Annotated in this window: 15 protein-coding genes and 1 other RNA gene; 13 read left to right on the top strand and 3 right to left on the bottom strand. The window is 34.9% G+C overall.

Features of this window, described 5'->3' with window-relative positions; translation table 11 throughout:
- The first annotated feature begins 202 nt into the window (after nt 1-202).
- From NSS71_RS10510 to NSS71_RS10480, 7 genes are all read left to right on the top strand, one after another.
- The gene (locus NSS71_RS10510; RefSeq protein ID WP_341151632.1) at nt 203-1,039 is read left to right on the top strand and encodes a lipoate--protein ligase family protein; all 837 of its coding nucleotides are present in this window, start codon (nt 203-205) and stop codon (nt 1,037-1,039) included.
- Between the two features lie 532 nt (nt 1,040-1,571).
- Nucleotides 1,572-4,124: a vitamin B12-dependent ribonucleotide reductase gene (locus NSS71_RS10505; RefSeq protein WP_336045054.1), complete on the top strand. Its 2,553-nt coding sequence runs from the start codon at nt 1,572-1,574 to the stop codon at nt 4,122-4,124.
- A gap of 276 nt (nt 4,125-4,400) precedes the next feature.
- The gene (locus NSS71_RS10500) at nt 4,401-5,099 is read left to right on the top strand and encodes a response regulator transcription factor (protein WP_047941359.1); all 699 of its coding nucleotides are present in this window, start codon (nt 4,401-4,403) and stop codon (nt 5,097-5,099) included.
- Nucleotides 5,092-6,204: a HAMP domain-containing sensor histidine kinase gene (locus tag NSS71_RS10495; RefSeq protein WP_095258974.1), complete on the top strand. Its 1,113-nt coding sequence runs from the start codon at nt 5,092-5,094 to the stop codon at nt 6,202-6,204. The genes NSS71_RS10500 and NSS71_RS10495 overlap by 8 nt, the downstream gene beginning before the upstream one ends.
- Nucleotides 6,205-6,294: 90 nt before the next feature.
- Nucleotides 6,295-7,191, top strand: coding sequence for a VanY-A/VanY-F/VanY-M family D-Ala-D-Ala carboxypeptidase (gene vanY / locus NSS71_RS10490; protein ID WP_047941165.1), 897 nt, complete (start codon nt 6,295-6,297; stop codon nt 7,189-7,191).
- A 464-nt stretch (nt 7,192-7,655) separates the two neighbouring features.
- Nucleotides 7,656-7,955, top strand: a complete 300-nt coding sequence (locus NSS71_RS10485) for a DUF2089 family protein (RefSeq protein ID WP_061798489.1) — start codon at nt 7,656-7,658, stop codon at nt 7,953-7,955.
- Nucleotides 7,955-8,242 (top strand): hypothetical protein, encoded by a 288-nt coding sequence (locus tag NSS71_RS10480; protein ID WP_341151631.1) that lies wholly within the window; start codon nt 7,955-7,957, stop codon nt 8,240-8,242. The genes NSS71_RS10485 and NSS71_RS10480 overlap by 1 nt, the downstream gene beginning before the upstream one ends.
- Before the next feature lie 216 nt (nt 8,243-8,458).
- On the opposite strand, the gene NSS71_RS10475 is transcribed toward NSS71_RS10480, so the two are convergent.
- Nucleotides 8,459-8,743, bottom strand: coding sequence for a hypothetical protein (locus tag NSS71_RS10475; protein WP_047941162.1), 285 nt, complete (start codon nt 8,741-8,743; stop codon nt 8,459-8,461).
- A gap of 327 nt (nt 8,744-9,070) precedes the next feature.
- On the opposite strand from NSS71_RS10475, the gene NSS71_RS10470 reads away from it, so the two are divergent.
- Nucleotides 9,071-9,955: a patatin-like phospholipase family protein gene (locus NSS71_RS10470; RefSeq protein WP_095258947.1), complete on the top strand. Its 885-nt coding sequence runs from the start codon at nt 9,071-9,073 to the stop codon at nt 9,953-9,955.
- Between the two features lie 60 nt (nt 9,956-10,015).
- Here the strand turns inward: NSS71_RS10470 and NSS71_RS10465 are convergent, their stop codons facing one another.
- Nucleotides 10,016-10,405, bottom strand: a complete 390-nt coding sequence (locus NSS71_RS10465) for an SA1362 family protein (RefSeq protein WP_235844478.1) — start codon at nt 10,403-10,405, stop codon at nt 10,016-10,018.
- A gap of 191 nt (nt 10,406-10,596) precedes the next feature.
- Nucleotides 10,597-11,532, bottom strand: a complete 936-nt coding sequence (locus tag NSS71_RS10460; RefSeq protein WP_095258946.1) for a DUF1385 domain-containing protein — start codon at nt 11,530-11,532, stop codon at nt 10,597-10,599.
- Between the two features lie 229 nt (nt 11,533-11,761).
- Between NSS71_RS10460 and NSS71_RS10455 the strand changes: the two genes are divergently transcribed.
- The 5 genes from NSS71_RS10455 (at nt 11,762) to NSS71_RS10435 (ending at nt 17,195) form a co-directional block, all read left to right on the top strand.
- Nucleotides 11,762-12,292: a YqhR family membrane protein gene (locus NSS71_RS10455; RefSeq protein WP_047941157.1), complete on the top strand. Its 531-nt coding sequence runs from the start codon at nt 11,762-11,764 to the stop codon at nt 12,290-12,292.
- A gap of 253 nt (nt 12,293-12,545) precedes the next feature.
- Nucleotides 12,546-13,607 (top strand): M24 family metallopeptidase, encoded by a 1,062-nt coding sequence (locus NSS71_RS10450; RefSeq protein WP_095258945.1) that lies wholly within the window; start codon nt 12,546-12,548, stop codon nt 13,605-13,607.
- A gap of 12 nt (nt 13,608-13,619) precedes the next feature.
- A complete protein-coding gene (efp, locus tag NSS71_RS10445; protein WP_047941155.1) occupies nt 13,620-14,177 on the top strand; it encodes an elongation factor P in 558 nt (185 codons plus the stop codon).
- A gap of 74 nt (nt 14,178-14,251) precedes the next feature.
- Nucleotides 14,252-14,443, top strand: a non-coding RNA gene (ssrS, locus tag NSS71_RS10440) — 6S RNA.
- Nucleotides 14,444-14,963: 520 nt separating this feature from the next.
- Nucleotides 14,964-17,195 carry a glycosyl hydrolase family 95 catalytic domain-containing protein gene (locus tag NSS71_RS10435; RefSeq protein ID WP_336045187.1) on the top strand — a complete coding sequence of 744 codons (2,232 nt, stop codon included), beginning with the start codon at nt 14,964-14,966 and terminating at the stop codon, nt 17,193-17,195.
- Nucleotides 17,196-17,238: the final 43 nt, after the last annotated feature.

The raw sequence follows: 17,238 nt of genomic DNA, 5'->3' as shown, positions 1-17,238 counted from the left end.
TCTCATTTCTCCTTTCAATTACTTGCACTATCTCTATTATATCTATCAACTGGTATAGTAGTAAAGTAAATACTTACATGAGTCTTCTAAAGTTTCATAGAATACCACTTTTCTCATGCAAGTTACTTTTAAATAATCTGATATTTTGATATCCTTAGTAAGGATTTAGGAATACATCATACATAGAAAAAGAGGGTTCATCATGGTAAAAGAAACATGGAGATTTATTGATTCAGGCAATCATTCTCCTTCTTTTAATATGGCATTAGACGAAGCTTTATTAGAATGGCATTCTAAAGGAGTTTTTCCGCCGGTTATCCGTTTTTATGGCTGGAATCCTGCTACTTTATCTATTGGATATTTTCAGAAGGTAGAGAAAGAAATTGATTTAGATGCAGTGAAAGAATTGGGACTTGGATTTGTTAGAAGACCGACAGGCGGAAGAGGTGTACTGCATGAACACGAATTAACATACAGTGTTATTGTGTCAGAAGAACATCCTAATATCCCTAAAACAGTTACAGAAGCATATCGTGTAATTTCAGAAGGTATTTTAAAAGGTTTTCATTTTTTAGGTTTGGATGCTTATTTTGCAGTGCCGAAAACAGAAGAGCAGCGAAATAATTTAAAAAGCCCAAGATCCGCAGTATGCTTTGATGCTCCCAGTTGGTATGAATTAGTTGTGGAAGGCAGAAAAGTTGCCGGAAGTGCACAGACAAGACAGCAAGGTGTAATTTTGCAGCATGGTTCCATTTTACTTGATTTAGATGAGGATAAATTATTCCGTTTATTTAAGTATCCAAATGAACGTGTCAAAGAGAGAATGCAAAAAGCATTTAAGAGTAAAGCGGTGGCAATTAATGAGTTAACCACAAGAAATATTACCATCGAAATGGCGAAAGAGGCCTTTAAAAAAGGTTTTGAAGTAGGGTTAAATATTCAATTAGAAAACTATCAACTAACAGATGAAGAATTAGGATATGTTGAAAAAATCGCCAAAGAAAAATATGAAAAAGATGAATGGAACTTTAGACGATAACATCCTTAAACACGAAATTCTTTTATTAATGGAATTTCGTGTTTTTCTTTTGTAGACAAATGTTTATGTAAAAATATTTTGAGCTATTATCTCAATCGATTAAGCGCTCTATACCAATGGCTTATGCTTTTTTGTATGCTGCAAGTGCAAAAGAAGTTGAAAATCTTTTAAATAACCAGTTTTCTTCATTTCTCTTAACTTTTCTTTAAAATTTACTTATTTTATCATTTGACAAATTGGTTAACACTCTATCCACACACAATATATAGATGTTTTATGTTTGTTTATATACTATATATTGATTTCGCTGTTTTGGTGTGATAGATTAAGGTTATTGCAATACTAGACACCTATTGATAGATTTATCCCACTCTTAAACTTCTATAAAGGAGAGAAGGATAGATATCAACTGTTTGGAAAGGGATGTATGGTTCAATTAACCATGGTTATGGATGGGAGTTTCTTATTTAAGTATAAAAGAAATTTTTCATCAATTAGATAGCATTTTTATATGAGTGAAGGAGTTGTCCGTATGTCTACAATGTTAAGTCGGGGTATTAAATTAAATGTTGAGAAACTGAATAAGGATATTGCTTTATTTCCGGAGGTCTATCCAATTACTCCAGATATGAAGCTAACACATAAAGGCGTTTCTCGACTAGTAATGCTTGATCGTTATACGTATAAAGATACAGAGAAAATTACATTAACTGCTGGTGATTTTGTGGTTTTAACTATTAAAGAGGACCCTAAGTTTCCAGCAAGAGGACTTGGATTTATTCAAGAAATTGATCATGTCTTAAACACAGCAACAGTGTTAGTAGAAGAAGATTATCGTGGTGTGCTGGAAGGAAAAGAAGCAGAAACAGGAGTTGTCATTCGTTCTTTAGATGTTATTGAAAAACCATTGGAGATATATTATGAGCAAATCGCTAAGCGTAATGCAACTGGTCTAGCGTCAGTAGAAAAGACGGAAGAGAAAAGAAAAGAATGGTTCGAAAAGTTTTACCAGGAGCTTGTTAATTTGAACTTCATCCCGGCTGGTCGTGTGTTATATGGAGCAGGTGCAGGAACGGATGTTACATATTTCAATTGCTATGTAATGCCTTTTGTTCCAGATTCAAGAGAAGGTATTTCCGAGCATCGTAAGCAGGTTATGGAAATCATGAGTCGTGGAGGCGGTGTAGGAACAAATGGATCTACATTAAGACCGCGGAATACATTAGCAAAAGGAGTTAATGGAAAATCTTCAGGTTCTGTTTCTTGGTTGGATGATATTGCAAAATTAACCCATTTAGTAGAGCAAGGGGGATCTCGTCGTGGTGCTCAAATGATTATGCTAGCTGACTGGCATCCAGATATTATTGAATTCATTATTTCGAAAATGCAAAATCCTCGCATTTTACGGTTCTTGATCGATAATACACAAGACCAAACCATTAAAAAATATGCACAAGATAAATTAAAATTTACGCCATTAACGGACAAAGAGCGTGCCATGTATCGAGGCATTCTAAATTATAAGAATATCCCTGGCCAAGGTGGTTTTAACGAGGAAATTTTCAGGGATGCAGAAGAAAAGCTTTCAATCGGAGGGACATATTCTGTTCATCAGACAGAATTTTTAACTGGCGCAAATATTTCTGTCTGCTTAACAAAGGAATTTATGGAAGCGGTGGAGAAGGATGAAGAATATGCACTTCGTTTCCCAGATGTAGAAAGTTACGATAAGGAGCAAATGCAGCATTATAATGAAGAATGGCATAAAGTTGGTGATGTAAGAGAGTGGGAGGCAAAGGGAAATAGAGTTCGTATTTATCGTAAAATGAAGGCAAAGGAATTATGGAACCTAATTAATATCTGTGCAACTTATTCTGCAGAGCCCGGTATCTTCTATATTGATAATGCAAATGAAATGACAAACGCAACTAGCTACGGTCAAAAAGTTGTCGCGACAAACCCATGTGGTGAGCAGCCGCTGGCACCATATAGTGTATGTAACCTTGCTGCTGTTAATCTTGCAGAAATGGCAGATAAAGAAAACAAGACTGTTAATTTTGAGAAGCTTAAGAAAACAGTAGAAGTAGGCGTAAGATTGCAGGATAATGTTATTGATGCCACACCTTACTTCTTGGAAGAAAATAAAGACCAGGCTCTAGGAGAGCGTCGTGTTGGACTTGGAGTAATGGGTCTTCATGATTTACTCATATACTGTGAAACAGAATATGGCAGTGAAGAAGGAAATGTTTTAGTAGATAAAGTATTTGAAACGATTGCAACAACTGCATACAGAACATCGATTGACTTGGCAAAAGAAAAAGGCAGCTTCCCATTCTTACAAGCAGAAACAGAAGAGGGAGAAGCGGGATTACGCAATGCTTTTATTCATACTGGCTACATGAAAAAAATGCCTAAGGATATTAGAGACAATATTCTTCAATATGGTATCCGTAATTCCCATTTACTAACTGTTGCACCAACCGGAAGCACAGGTACAATGGTTGGGGTATCAACTGGTCTGGAACCATACTTTTCCTTCTCTTACTTCCGCAGCGGGAGACTTGGAAAATTTATCGAAGTAAAAGCAGATATTGTTCAAGAATATTTAGATGCACATCCAGAGGCAGATCCAGATAATCTTCCCAATTGGTTCGTTGCTGCAATGGATTTGGAACCTGAGGCTCATGCTGATGTACAATGCATCATTCAACGATGGATTGACAGCTCTATTAGTAAAACGGTAAATGCGCCAAAAGGTTATAGTGTAGAGCAAGTTCAGAAAGTATATGAGAGATTATACCGTGGCGGCGCTAAGGGTGGTACGGTATATGTTGATGGTTCACGTGACAGTCAAGTGCTTACATTAAAGGCAGAAGAGAATACATTCGAAGATATACTACTACAAAAACAGGAAAAAACACATGTTGTACTTGTTGATACAATAAATGAATTGCAATCAACAAACGTAACGATTGGGTCAGAGATAGGCGATACTTGTCCTGTATGCAGACAAGGCGTCGTCGAAGAAATTGGTGGCTGTAATACTTGTACGAATTGCAACACACAATTAAAATGTGGACTTTAATAAATATTAGGTATAGAAAAATGGCTGAATTGAAAACATCCCCCCAAAAAACCTCTTCTTAATATTAATGAAGAGGTTTTTTTATAGCTGAAAGTTGAGAATGAATTTATGTGATACTAAATAGGGACAGGAGAAGTTGCGTAAAAGTAGTATAACAGCTTATAGTAATGAATAGAACTCGGAGAGGATATATTGAAAAAGATATTCCTCCTAAACATTTTTGAAGCTTGGAGTTTTGCTATTAAAGCGATGAAACTTCTTAAAGGAGTGAAACAGATGAAAACTATTTCGATTTTAATTGCAGATGATGAGGAAGAGATTGCTGATCTGGTTGCAATCCATCTAGAAAAAGAAGGTTACAATTGTGTGAAAGTGCTTAATGGCCAAGATGCAATATTAGCTATCCAGACTCGGTCCATTGATTTGGTGATTTTAGACATAATGATGCCGATAATGGATGGATATGAAGTAACTCGCCTGATTCGGGAACAGTATAATATGCCTATCATTTTTTTGAGTGCAAAGACTTCTGATTTTGATAAAGTCCATGGATTAGTGATTGGAGCAGATGATTATATGACAAAGCCATTTATTCCCATTGAATTAGTGGCACGTGTGAATGCTCAATTACGACGATTTATGAAGCTGAATAATCCAATCGCAAACACTAATAAAACAATCTTGGAATTTGGTGAAATAGTCATTTCACTTGAGCAACGTACTGTGTTGCTTCATGGAGAAACGATTGAACTGACTCCGAAAGAGTTTGATATTTTACATTTGTTAGCTAGTCATCCGAAGAAAGTTTATAGTGTTGAAAATATCTTTCAAAAAGTATGGGGGGATGCATATTTTGAAGGAGCTAATACGGTGATGGTGCATATACGCACATTGAGGAAAAAGCTTGGAGAAGATAAGCGGAAAAATAAGATTATCAAAACTGTATGGGGAGTGGGGTATGCCTTCAATGGCTAAATTTATGCGCAGTTTTCGTACTAGAATAACTGCATTATTTGCTGCCAGTATGTTTCTGACAGGTATCATCACTTATTTCATTTATAAAGTGTTACAACTTTACTATCATACGATGGTTCAATATGGTGATTCACTAGTACTGCTTCGTCAATTCATCAAAAGTATTGGAGATTTTGCCTTCTTTTTTATACTATTTTTCTGCCTGTCCTTATTGTTTTTTTATATACTCACAAAGCCTTATTCAAATTATTTCAAGGATATATCCAATGGAATTCATTATCTTTCTCATGGGAACTTTAAACATAAAGTAATAATCCACTCAAATGATGAATTTGGAGATATTGGACAAGCAATTAATCGGGCTAGCGAGAAATTAGAAGAGGCCATACAAAGAGGCGACTTTTCAGAAAGTAGTAAGGAACAGTTAGTTGTAAATTTGGCTCATGATTTGCGTACTCCCTTAACTTCTATTTTAGGTTATTTAGACTTAATCCTGAAGAATGAGAAGTTGACTAAAGAACAACTAAGGCATTTTTTAACGATTGCTTATACTAAATCCCAGCGTTTAGAAAGATTGATTGATGAATTATTCGAAATTACTAGAATGAACTATGGCATGCTGCCAATTGATAAGAAGGAAATTAATATAAGTGATTTACTTCTTCAATTAAAAGAAGAGTTATATCCAATTTTTGAGAAAAATGATTTAATTGCTCGAATAAACATTAAGCCTAATTTACTTATTTGGGGAGATGGAGAGTTATTAGCTCGTGTATTTGAAAATCTTTTAACTAATGCTATTCGATATGGATATGATGGCCAGTATGTGGACATTAATGGTTTTGTTGAAGAAGATGTAGTAGTTGTTCAGGTTGTAAATTATGGAGATAGTATTCCGGCTGAAGAACACCCTTTTCTTTTTGATATGTTTTATACAGGTGATAAAGCACGAACTCAGCAAGAAAACAGCACAGGCCTTGGTTTATTCATTGCAAAGAATATTGTGGAGCAGCATAATGGCAAGATAAAAGCTGAAAGTAATTTGATACGTACTGTGTTTGAAGTACGTTTACCGCAGGAAAATGCTCCAATTGAAATTTTATAAAGAATTTAAGAAAAATTTAAACTTTACCCTACTCTTTTTTTAAAAAGTTGTCCCTATTCTATTATTTATAAGAATAAGGAGGATTTTAAAATGAAGAAGTGGGGATGTTTATTGTTATTATTAATAGGTGTGTTTTTTTTCTTTGTCTATAAAGAATCTCCTCTTTCAGATAAAATAGTGATTCAAAAAAACAGTGGATATTTAGAAAATCGCGCTAACGATGAGGGTTTACGAAAGATAAAGATTTCAAGAGAAATGGTCTTTCAAGGAAATTTGCTCTTGATTAATAATGAATTTCCGGTTCATCAAGAGAGTATAAAGTCAGATATTGTCGAGTTATTCAGGCATAAAGAATGGACACAGGGATTTGTACTGTTTGATAATGATATTAAATTGTCTAAGGAGGTACTCCATAAATTCTCAGAGATGATAGCTGCCGCTAAAAAGGAAGGGGTTGATCATTTTCTAATCAGTAGTGGCTTTCGAGACTTTGAGGAGCAAAATGTTCTGTATCATGAGATGGGGGCAGACTATGCTTTGCCGGCAGGCTATAGCGAACATAATTTAGGTTTATCACTTGATGTAGGGTCTACACAAATGAAGATGGAGGCAGCACCTGAAGGTAAATGGTTAGAGAATAACGCTTGGAGATATGGCTTTATATTACGTTATCCCAAGGATAAAACAGAAGTTACTGGAATTCAATATGAACCTTGGCACATTCGCTATGTTGGATTGCCGCATAGTGCAATTATGGCGGAAAAGGATTTAGTTTTAGAAGAATACTTAGCTTATTTAAAAGAAGAAAGAAACATTTCGATTACGCTAAATGAGAAAAAATATGATGTCTCTTATTATCCGCTCGCAAAAACTACGGATATTCATGTACCAGACAATCTTCACTATGAGCTATCAGGCAACAATATAGATGGTGTTATAGTGACAGTATTTGATGGGGAAACAAATTCTTCTCAGATGGATAGATGAGGGGATGCAAAATGTGATTAATAACGAAACGATTAATCCCAAAACTGTTTTACATGTAAAAGAAGGCTGTGAAATGTACAGCCTCTCAGACCATAGACAAACTCCTTGAAATTTGAGGTTTTGTCTATGGTCTTTTTTTATGACCTCTTCTAATGGGGTATTGATTTCCGCTACAGGGGTTCGCTTTCCATGGGGCGAGCGCCGAGCCGCTTCGTCGCATACGTGAACTGCACCCTAATTATTGGTAGAGAGAGTAATAGAAAGAAGTAGACATAAAAGGAATTCTTTTGATTTAAAGTAATAACTTCTTTCATTCTTAAATAAAATTCTAAAATTTTTAACTAAATTATCATAAAAATTAAAGTGTAGATATAAAATATTTTTAATAAAATTAATATTTTATTTTACTTTATTAAAAAATATGTTAAACTAATTTTGTGATAAATAGAAAGGAGTGAGGTTGTGTGGATATAAAAGATGTGCCAAACTGGATTTTAACCTTAGAAATTGAAGATCTAGAATTTATCAAGAAGTTTATTCTAACTTCAGGATCATTAAAAGAAATTGCCAAAATCTATGAGGTTTCCTATCCAACAGTTAGACTTAAACTTGATCGTTTAATAGATAAAATCAAAATGAATGATGTCGTGGAAAACGAAGAGTTTATTAAATTTATCAAAGGCCTGTCAATTGATGATCGTATAAGTGTGGAAGATGCAAAATTAATTATTGAAAAATATAAAAAAGAAAGGAATGAGACATAATGGATATAGATTTTTATGGCGTTTTTATTACTGCTGGTATTCTGGCTGTTCAGTTCTTCTTTTCAACTAGAAACAGTATTTACTGGGGAGCAGTTTTACCTTTACTTTATATTGGCTTTGTTACATGGATGCTGGCAACAGATCGAATCGAAAGTTTTATTGCATACATCCTTATTCTATTATTAGGAAGTTTATTTCTTCTTGCAGAATGGAATGGCGGAAGAAAGTATCTGCACGAAAAAAGAAGAAAAGAATTAGATAAAATGAAATCACATGATATGAAATAGCGAAAGCTTAGTAAAAGTACTTCAGAAGTATGTATATTGGCCGCGAATAAATACCTAAACAATAATGTAATGGCATTTACATATTATTGTTTAGGTATTTTGATTGCAAGATTGCAATATTTAATTCTTCTTTTCATTAAATTTGCAAATGTTTATATGATTTAGTTATGATTTACATTGTCAGGACCATACATACACTACTGGGAACAACTAGTTTTAATAAAATCCATAAGGTGGATAACCATACCCATAACTGTACGGTGGATACCCATAACCATAAGGTGGATAACCGTATCCTCCATATAGAGCTGGAGCAAGTAACGCGCCTGTTGCTAACCCGCCAAGTAATCCCAGTCCAAGTCCGAACCCAGGTCTTCCAAAGCCAAAGCCAGGTCTTCCGAAGCCAAAACCAGGTCTTCCGAAACCAAAGCCAGGTCTTCCAAAACCAAAGCCAGGGCGAATTCTCCTCACATCATTTGCATCAATGTAGTGATTTTGCATAATGATTCCTCCTCTTTTCTTTTTCGCTTCTTTTAACACCTAACCTCTAAACATACTACCTCTTTTTACTATCTTGTTTGCAAGGAAAAGTGCCTAGATTTTTCTGCTTTCAAAATAGTTTATGTGTTCCTGCACTAATTTGCTTGATACAAATGCCTAACTGCATACAGCAATTTTTAGTGGAGCTAAAGAGATGCTGATAAAAGCATGAACTTTTAACTTGTCTTCTGTACTATTTTTCACTTCGTAATACTAAATTTGAGGTAGGGAGGTGTAGGGATTCCATCTATATCTTTCGCCTTAACTGCTTTTAAAAGGAGTGATTAAATGTATATAGACGGGGTATTTTCTGGCGGAGGAATTAAGGGGCTGGCATTAGTTGGCGCCTATGAGGTAGTTGAACAGCGTGGCTTTAAATTTGCTAGACTAGCAGGAACTAGTGCAGGTTCCATTGTTGCAGCCCTAATTGCTGCAGGCTATACAAGCAGAGAGATAGCCCAGCTTCTTGAAGATTTAGATTTGAATATGTTTTTGGATGAAAGAAAGTTATTTATCCCCTTTCCTCTTGCAAAATGGTTCTTTCTCTATTGGAAATTAGGTCTATATAAAGGAGAGGAATTAGAAAAATGGATAGAAGAGAAATTAGCTGCAAAAGGATTAAGAACTTTTGCGGATATTCCTCCTCAAACATTACGTTTTATCGCTTCAGATATTACAAATGGCGTATTAATGATTCTGCCAGATGATCTACCGAAATACGGCATCAATCCTCAGACATTTTCCATTGCAAAGGCTATTCGAATGAGCTGTAGTCTTCCTTATTTTTTTGAACCAGTGATAATCGGCAGTAAGGCAAATAAAAATGTGATTGTCGATGGCGGTGTATTAAGTAATTTCCCAATGTGGTTATTTGATCAAGAAAATGTATTAAAAACACGACCGATATTAGGGATAAAGTTAAGTCATAATATCAAGGAGCATCCAAAACATAAAATCACAAATGCCATTGATTTATTCGCAGCCATGTTTGAAACAATGAAAGATGCTCACGATTCGAGATATATTTCGCGAAAGCATGAGAAAAATATCATATTTGTACCAACTGAAGGTGTTTTAGCAACAGAATTTGCGCTTACGAAAGAGGATCAAGCGAAGCTCATACAACTAGGGAGAGATTGTGCCATTAAATTTTTTAAATCATGGGCTTATTAAATTGTTTCTCTTATGAGGTGTATCGCTAATGATAAGAATATTAAAAAAGGAATCGAGCCCTTATAAGGAAGCTCGATTCTTCTTTTTGCTCTTCTTGCCTTCAATAACAGTCAAATGAGCAGTACTCTTACTTCTTTTATGCTTATTGGCTTTTATGGAAGAGGTTTTTGTTGATTGTTGTTGTCCAGAAGATGATCTGTCCCTTGTCTGTAGCCTTTTTTTTGATTGCTTTGCAGCTTTTAGAAAAGCTTTTTGCTCTTTTTTTTGTGGGCTAGATGTACTGAAATGGCGATAAATGAACCATATAATGGCACCAACAGCGACCATCACAACAATGTTTAGAAAAAATCCACTAGGATTTTTAATTAAATTTACAGATAGACCGATGAAAGCAAGGAAAATGATACTTCCAAATAAGATAAGTGAAAATCGGTTCTTCAAAAAAGCCACCTCCCTAAAAGCATGATAAGCATTTTTTCTAACTTTTAAACTATTAATAAGAAAAGTTTATTCAAAAAGGGTTAAATTGTTCACTTGAAAAAGTTTTCAGAAAAAAGATTTTTCGCATCGAAATGATATGAACCATTAAAAAAGGGGTAATCCCTTTTAAAAGATAATACCCATTGTTTCTATTTATTCAATCATTGTCTTGATAATTGTGCTTCTGTTTCTTCCTCGCGTCTTTTTAATTCATTAAAGGAAAGTATTGCTATTTCTACTTGATCATCGCTTGGTTCTTTTGTCGTTAATAATTGCAGCCATAGACCTGGCAAACCAAGATATTTTAACACAGGAACGTCTCTTAATTTATTCGTAATTTGAAGTACTTCAAATGAAATCCCGATAACTACTGGAATTAAAGCAATTCGGATTAATACTCTTTCTAACAGATTTTCTGGATAGAAGAATAGATAAAGGAATAAACCAACTATTACGGTGAAAAGGATAAAGCTTGATCCACAACGATAATGTAATCTAGAAGCTGCTTGCACATTTTGCACAGTCAAATCTTTCCCATTTTCATATGCATTAATTACTTTGTGTTCAGCTCCATGATACTGAAATACTCGTTTTATAATGGGAGTGAGGGACACAAAGTAAATATACCCAAGTAAAAGAATTAGTTTAAACAAGCTTTCTAACAATATTTGGGCAACATGACCAGAAATAATCGGCATAAATAAAGCTGCTAAAAAAGTTGGAATAAGCGTGAAAATGAATTTTCCGAATAGAAAGGATAGGACTCCCAGAACAGCGACTCCTAAAATCATCGATAATTTAGAAGGTTCTTGTTCTTCTAATTTATAATCTTCAGAAGGATCTAAATCAAACCGATCTGTTGAAAAATTTAAATGTTTTGTTCCATTTCCGCTCGATTCAATAATGGCAATAAGCCCTCTTAAAAACGGGATTTTTTTTAATTTTGTAAGTTTATCATTATACGTTCTTGGAAGATGAAAGTAATCTACAGACTGATCTTTTCGTCTAATCGCGGTGACATAATGATGTTTTCCACCAAACATGACACCTTCTACAACAGCCTGGCCTCCGTATAATGGTTTTTGTTCACTTGACATGTATAATTACACCAACCTCAGGATAAATTAGGTGAAAACAACAAGCTTCCTATTAAAGGGAAGAATATGAAGGTTGTAAATTCCCCTATTACTATATTACTAAAAAATTCAAAAAACCACTAGCAGGACATTCTTTTCTTCCATAATACTTTCTTCTAAATGATGTTAATCAGATATTTTGCAAGGAAAGAAAAGGAATGGGACATACTATTATTCGGAGGTGGATAGGATGGATAATCAACATGATTCACATGAAAAAGGCAGGCCAATGTCTTTTATTTCTTTAGTAATTTGGACAGGAATGTTTGGTGGAATATTCTGGACGCTTATCGGTTACATAGGATATATTTTTAATTTTACCGAATTACGCCCTAATTTTATTTTAGAACCTTGGGCGATTGGAAGCTGGAAATATGGATGGCTGGGAACGGTAATTAGCTTCATTGCCATTGGTTTTTTCTCCACTGGAGCAGCGTTTGCCTATTACCTTATCTTAAGAAAATTTAAAACCATTTACATAGGCATGGGGTATGGTATTGCCTTGTTTGTTTGTGTTTTTATTATTTTAAATCCCATTTTTCCAAGTATGGCGCCTTTTTTGGAATTAAAAAGAGATACAATCATTTCTTCGGTATGTTTGTATATTTTATATGGAGTTTTTGTTGGAACCTCAATCTCTTATGAAGAAAGTGAAATTCAGTTAAAAAAATGGAAGGACAAAAAAGCAGTTACGAATATGACAGGGAGAGAAGGGGACTAAGCCAATAGTATATTTGAAAAGGGGTAAACAGACTCTAATTTTCAGTTTCCTAAGATTGTGTTTTTTGGTCAGCTAGTTAGGGTAACTAAAATCTCTGTTTACATACAATTTCGCCTGTATTCTACCTGTATTTATGTTAAAATAATTAACATGAGTGTACTTTTTTCATCATTCAGATTTTTACCTTGTCTAGAATTGGGAAGGCTGAACCACGAGCCTCTAGGAAATGTATAAACTAAGGGAGAGGATTTTAATGGAGAAACTAAAGAGAATAAGAGAAGCGCTGACAGAGGTTGGGGCAGATGGCATTTTAATAACAAGCACTTATAATAGACGCTATGTAAGTAATTTTACAGGTTCCGCTGGAGCAGTCTTAATCAGTGGGGAAAAAGCGTTATTCATTACAGATTTTCGTTATGTAGAGCAAGCTGGTAATCAGTGTATTGGCTTTGAAATCGTGCAGCATAAAGGAGCGATTCTACAAGAGGTTGCTACTCAAGCAGAGAAATTAGGAATCAAGAAATTGGCATTCGAACAAGATTATACAACATTTACTCAGTTTAAGGAGTTAGAAACAGTAGTAAAAGGTGAATTAGTGCCTGTTTCAGGAATAATTGAAAAGTTACGCTTGATTAAGACAAATGAAGAGATTAAGATATTAAAGGAAGCTGCTAAGATTGCTGACGCTGCTTTCACCCATATTCTTGATTTCATCAAGGTCGGGAAAACAGAATTGGAAGTTTCGAATGAATTAGAGTTTTTTATGAGAAAATTAGGCGCCACTTCATCTTCCTTTGATACTATTGTTGCATCAGGAAAAAGATCTGCATTGCCGCATGGGGTAGCATCCGATAAAGTGATTGAAGCTGGTGACTTCATTACATTAGACTATGGTGCGTATTATAATGGATATGTATCTGATATTACGAGAACAATCGCTGTCGGTAACCCAGATGAGAAATTAAAAGAAATCTATGATATTGTTTTAACAGCTCAACTTAAGGGTATGGAAGGCATTAAACCAGGTATGACTGGTGTCGAAGCAGATGCACTTACTCGTGATTACATAACTGAAAAAGGATATGGAGAGTATTTTGGACATACAACAGGTCATGGAATAGGGTTAGAAGTCCATGAAGGACCGAATCTATCCTTCCGAAATAATGCTCCATTAGAACCAGGTATGGTAGTAACAGTAGAGCCAGGAATTTATATTCCAGGTCTAGGTGGAGTGCGTATTGAAGATGATACAATTATAACCGAAGATCATAATGAAGCTTTAACCCATTCAACGAAAGAATTGATTATTTTATAGGAGGATTACTGCATGATATCAGTAAACGATTTTAAAACAGGTTTAACAATTGAGGTAGACGGAGGAATTTGGCGCGTACTGGATTTCCAACACGTTAAACCTGGTAAGGGTGCAGCTTTTGTTCGTTCAAAATTAAAGAATTTACGTACAGGTGCTGTTCAAGAAAAAACTTTTAGAGCTGGGGAAAAAGTAGCGAAAGCACAAATTGATAACCGTAAAATGCAATATTTATACGCAAATGGTGACCAGCATGTATTCATGGATGTAGAATCTTATGACCAAATTGAACTTCCTGAAGCTGTTATTGAATATGAATTGAAATTCTTAAAAGAAAATATGGAAGTCCATATTATGATGTACCAATCAGAAACATTAGGGGTAGAACTGCCAAATACAGTTGAATTAGAAGTTACCGAAACAGAACCGGGTATTAAAGGAGATACTGCTTCTGGTGGTACTAAACCAGCTGTAATGGAAACAGGGCTAACGGTTCAAGTTCCTTTCTTCGTTAACCAAGGTGACCGTTTAATCATTAATACATCTGAAGCAAGTTACGTTTCACGCGCATAATTAGGCAGGGAAATCGGAAAATATACTTTATTTTCCATTTGCTTTTCTTTCCTTAATCATGTATGATAAAAACATAGAAGCTGCGTTGTACGTTATCGTATGAAGTTTCAACCTTTATCGATAATTAGGGAGTTCTATATTAAAGCAGGATCAGCAGGCCTAATGCCATTTGTCATTAGGACATATGATGAGAGCTTTTGCGAACACCCACCTGGTGGAGCAGGTTTTGAAACTCCATACATCAAAGCGGCAAATGCGGCAAAAAAGAAGGAAACCATTGGTTTCCTTCTTTTTTATTTTAATTGTTTTTTAGAAACCACTAATTTTTCTATTTTTATAACTAATATTTACAGCTATTTTTAATGGCATAATTGTTATTATTAAAATATGTAAGCGCAATCATATTTTAGAGGAATTTCATGCACTTCCGACAAAAAAACTATCAGTTGAATTTTGCAAATGATTAATCAAGCAACTGCAGAGCGCAGTGTAATATTATTTATTCCGAAGGGAAAAAGTATTCGCGACCTATGGAGAGGGAAAATTCTATCCATATACATCTGTTGTAATCAAACATTATTTAGGTAAGGGACAAGCGTTTTATGTAGATACAATGCTAGGAATTAGGGGAAGGGAGTTTTACTTGAGCTAGTGTTAGATGGACTATAGATCTCGCAATATCATCTACCAGAGGGTTAGAAACAATGCTGCGTAAGAAAAATGGTGAAAAGTTCATGTTCATTATAAATCATCGAAATAACTTATTTAAAAGAAAGGGGAGAGTTAATGATGACAAAATTAATTAATCGTTCCATCGCTGATCGTTGGGAAGATGGCCTATTAATTGGAAATGGAAAAATGGGGCTAGTTCTATATGGAACTCCAAGTGTCACTTATTTGGATTTTACAGTACAAGACCTATTTCTAAAAGATAATCAAATGCAAAAGCTGCCATATTTAGCTCCCCATCTAGAAGAACTTCGCTCCATTATAGATAAGCAAGGCTATAGGGAAGGAATTAGTTATTTTTATGAGAAAGCCCAAGAACAAGGCTATGAGGGTTTAACGATGAGTGATCCTTTTATACCAGCTGCTAGGTTCCTTATAGAGATTAAGCAAGATTCAATAGAAAATTATCAGCGGATCATTGATTTTCAAAATGGAATGATACAAGTAACTTATAATTCTTCAATAGGAGGCAAGGTAGAAGAAACCTTATTTGCCTCCAAAAAGGAAAATTGTATTTTTGGTAAAATTAAAAGTGAAAAACCGTTAACTGGAAGCGTTATTCCAGTTAATTGGAAAGAAATGAAAATGAAAGAGAAGATAACTGTCGCAGCGAATGATCAGTTAAAATGGGAACATAGATATCAAGATCAAACAGGCTATGATGTAATCTGGTCTATAGATTCCGCTGATGGGAGAATCATCCCTCAAAGAGATAGCCTGATGTTTCATGATTCTACCACCATCTATTTTACAATCCAATACGTCGAAAAAGTCAAAGAGGAAAGACAAGTCCATTGTTATGAAAAGGCAATTATAGAACACAAAAAGTGTTTTTCTAAAAAATTTAACGCTGTCAAACTGTTATTAACGGATGAACAAGAAACTATTTATCTTGAAGAAGTTCTCTCAGAAATGCGAACTCGAAAACAAATAACACCAGTATTTATGCAGCTTTTTTATCAAGCATCACGATATGTCATTCAATCAATGGCAAATGGAATTCCAACATTGCAGGGAATATGGTCGGGAACCTTACATCCTGCTTGGAGTGGTGATTATACATTTGATACAAATGTCCAGTTGGCTATTTCATCATTAGCAAGCAGTGGCTATTTTACAGAATATCGCAGCTTTTTTGAACGATTAAAACAGTATTACCCAGATTTTAGAGAAAATGCGCAATCCTATTATGGTTGTCATGGATTTTTGGTACCTGTACATGCCAGTACTACAGCAAAACATGTTCATTGGAATGAAGAATGGCCGCTCATTTTTTGGATATCAGGGGCCGGATGGCTCGCTTATTTTTATTATGAATATTGGCATTATACAAAAGATGCAGCTTTTTTGAAACATGAATGCATCCCTTTTTATGAAGAAGTGCTGGCATTTTATTTAGACTTTGCGCAGTGTAAAGAAGGAAAACTTCGCTTGTCCCCAAGCTATTCAGCTGAAAATGGAATGGGAGACAATACAACAATGGATATTGCGATTGTTAAGAGTGTGATAAAGTACTATATTGAGGCGAAAACCCAATTGGGTGACGAAGTGGCAAAGATTTATAAACAATTATATGAACAAATTCCACCTTACCGTTTGTTAGAGGATGGTGGTATAGCGGAATGGCTAGATCCAAGTACAGTAGAGAATGACAATCATCGTCATTTTTCCAATCTGTATCCACTGTTCCAAACAAAAGAGATTAATCAAGATACACCGGAATTATGGGAATCAGCAAAAATAGCTTTTCGAAAACGAATGGATTCTTGGTTAAATAATTTGGAAGGCGATACAACGTCTTCCCATGGGAGAATGCATGCAGCAATGTGTGCGATAAGTTTAGAGCAAACAAAAGAAGTAACAGAATCGTTGGAAGCACTTGTGTTGGAAAATGCATTTATGGATTCATTGGCGACTGCCCATTATCGCAATAAAAATATATTTAATGTAGATGCAAATGGTTCTTTGCCGAAAGTAATTCATGATTGCCTAATCTACCCGGAACATGATGATAGTGTCACCATCTTAAAGACGGTCCCATACTTTTTAAGCAGAGGAAAGGCTACTGGTATCTATTTACCTGATAATCTTTATGTTCAAGCATTAGAATGGGATTTAGAAAAGGGCAATGTTTCGGTCATTTTAGAAAAACGGGAAAATCGCTTTCCAAATGTGAATTTGGGTAATCATTATGATGTGAAAAAAGAGACCTCAGATCAAAAACTGATAAACAAAAGTAAGTGGCAATATACTTGGACTTGTACTTTTGATACATTGGAAAAAAGATAAGTATTTGATTAGTTCTTGCTATAAGTTGTGATGTGCAGTCCCA

The organism is Niallia sp. FSL W8-0951, from assembly GCF_038006525.1.
Taxonomy (GTDB): domain Bacteria; phylum Bacillota; class Bacilli; order Bacillales; family Cytobacillaceae; genus Niallia; species Niallia circulans.
This window is presented reverse-complemented; position numbering and strand designations above follow the sequence as displayed.